This is a genomic window from Clostridium uliginosum (assembly GCF_900112485.1).
GTDB lineage: Bacteria > Bacillota > Clostridia > Clostridiales > Clostridiaceae > Clostridium > Clostridium uliginosum.
The window spans coordinates 1-2,974 of the sequence record NZ_FOMG01000058.1 but is presented as its reverse complement, the minus strand read 5'-3'; the positions used below and the strand labels follow the sequence as shown (position 1 = coordinate 2,974).

The 2,974-nt window shown below is 49.1% G+C and carries 1 rRNA gene; it reads left to right on the top strand.

The features are described 5' to 3' along the window. Positions 1 to 110: 110 nt before the first annotated feature. A 23S ribosomal RNA gene (locus BM027_RS17720) occupies positions 111 to 2,974 on the top strand; the annotation flags it as partial.

Here is a 2,974-nt window from a genome sequence, read left to right as displayed (position 1 = left end):
TCCAATGTTCTTTGAAAATTGCACATAAGAAATGTATATAAATACAACAAGCCAAGAATTATTCTTTGTATAAAGAAACTATTCATTAATTGTTATTAATTAAGTAAATAGGTCAAGCTACAAAGGGCGCATGGTGAATGCCTTGGCATCAGGAGCCGATGAAGGACGCGATAAGCTGCGATAAGCTTCGGGTAGACGCACATAGTCAGAGATCCGAAGATTTCCGAATGAGGAAACTCACATGGGAAACCCCATGTATCGTAAAGTGAATACATAGCTTTATGAAGGTAAACCCAGGGAACTGAAACATCTAAGTACCTGGAGGAAGAGAAAGAAAAATCGATTTTCTTAGTAGCGGCGAGCGAAAAGGAAAGAGCCCAAACCAAAGATTTATCTTTGGGGTTGCGGACAGAACATTAACGAGAAGGTATGGCTAATCGAACACAACTGGAAAGTTGGACCGTAGGGGGTAATAGTCCCGTAGATGAAAGTTATAACAATCAAGTTCTGATCCAGAGTACCACGAGACACGTGAAACCTTGTGGGAAGCAGGGAGGACCACCTCCCAAGGCTAAATACTACCTGATGACCGATAGTGAAGCAGTACCGTGAGGGAAAGGTGAAAAGAACCCCGGGAGGGGAGTGAAATAGAACCTGAAACCATGTGCCTACAACCGATCATAGCACCATATGTGTGTGTTGATGTGCTTTTTGTAGAACGAGCCAACGAGTTACGGTATGTAGCGAGGTTAAGTACTTAAGGTACGGAGCCGAAGGGAAACCAAGTCTTAATAGGGCGACTAGTTGCATGCTGTAGACCCGAAACCGGGTGACCTATCCATGGCCAGGTTGAAGCGAGGGTAAAACCTCGTGGAGGACCGAACCACGTTGCTGTTGAAAAAGCATGGGATGAGCTGTGGATAGCGGAGAAATTCCAATCGAACTCGGATATAGCTGGTTCTCCTCGAAATAGCTTTAGGGCTAGCGTCGGAAAATGTGAGTACTGGAGGTAGAGCACTGAATGGGCTAGGGGGCATAGAGCTTACCGAACCTTATCAAACTCCGAATGCCAGATACTATCAGTCCGGCAGTCAGACTGCGAATGATAAGATCCGTAGTCAAAAGGGAAACAGCCCAGATCGTCAGCTAAGGTCCCAAAGTGTAAGTTAAGTGGAAAAGGATGTGGGATTTCTAAGACAACTAGGATGTTGGCTTAGAAGCAGCCACTCATTAAAAGAGTGCGTAATAGCTCACTAGTCAAGAGATCCTGCGCCGAAAATGTCCGGGGCTCAAACTTACCACCGAAGCTACGGGTTCACTTTTATAAGTGAGCGGTAGAGGAGCGTCGTAATCGGGCTGAAGTCGTACCGTAAGGAGCGGTGGACTGATTACGAGTGAGAATGTTGGCATTAGTAGCGAGATGTGGGTGAGAATCCCACAGGCCGAATACCTAAGGTTTCCTCAGGAAGGTTCGTCCGCTGAGGGTTAGTCGGGACCTAAGCCGAGGCCGAAAGGCGTAGGCGATGGACAATCGGTTGATATTCCGATACCACTATAATCGTTATTATCGATGGTGTGACGGAGAAGGATAGGATGTGCTAGCTATTGGATGCTAGTCTAAGCGTTTAGGGAGTTAGAATAGGCAAATCCGTTCTAACAATTCTGAGGCGTGATGGGGAAGGTTCTACGGAACCGAAGTATCTGATTCCATGCTTCCAAGAAAAGCATCTAGAAAGAGAAGTAGTGCCCGTACCGCAAACCGACACAGGTAGGTGAGGAGAGAATCCTAAGGCCGGCGGAAGAATTGCAGTTAAGGAACTAGGCAAATTGACCCCGTAACTTCGGGAGAAGGGGTGCCTGCGAGAGCAGGCCGCAGAGAATAGGCACAAGCAACTGTTTAACAAAAACACAGGTCTCTGCTAAAGCGAAAGCTGATGTATAGGGGCTGACGCCTGCCCGGTGCTGGAAGGTTAAGGGGAACACTTAGCGTAAGCGAAGGTGTGAACTTAAGCCCCAGTAAACGGCGGCCGTAACTATAACGGTCCTAAGGTAGCGAAATTCCTTGTCAGGTAAGTTCTGACCCGCACGAATGGCGTAATGACTTGTGCACTGTCTCAACTGCAAATCCGGCGAAGTTGTAGTGCGAGTGAAGATGCTCGCTACCCGCGATTGGACGGAAAGACCCCGTAGAGCTTTACTGTAGCTTAGCATTGAATTTCGGTATTGTCTGTACAGGATAGGTGGGAGACTGGGAAGCCAGGGCGTTAGCCTTGGTGGAGTCATCCTTGGGATACCACCCTGATAGTACTGGAATTCTAACTGGATGCCATGAATCTGGTGACAGGACATTGTTAGGTGGGCAGTTTGACTGGGGCGGTCGCCTCCTAAAAAGTAACGGAGGCGCCCAAAGGTTCCCTCAGAACGGTCGGAAATCGTTCGAAGAGTGCAAAGGCAGAAGGGAGCCTGACTGCGACACCTACAAGTGGAGCAGGGACGAAAGTCGGGCTTAGTGATCCGGTGGTACCTCGTGGGAGGGCCATCGCTCAACGGATAAAAGCTACCTCGGGGATAACAGGCTGATCTCCCCCAAGAGTTCACATCGACGGGGAGGTTTGGCACCTCGATGTCGGCTCGTCGCATCCTGGGGCTGAAGTAGGTCCCAAGGGTTGGGCTGTTCGCCCATTAAAGCGGCACGCGAGCTGGGTTCAGAACGTCGTGAGACAGTTCGGTCCCTATCCGTCGCGGGCGCAGGAAATTTGAGAAGAGCTGTCCTTAGTACGAGAGGACCGGGATGGACCGACCTATGGTGTACCAGTTGTTTCGCCAGAAGCATAGCTGGGTAGCTAAGTCGGGACGGGATAAACGCTGAAAGCATCTAAGCGTGAAGCCTCCTTCAAGATGAGATTTCCCATAGCGTAAGCTAGTAAGACCCCTTGAAGACTACAAGGTTGATAGGTCAGAGGTGTAAGTATGG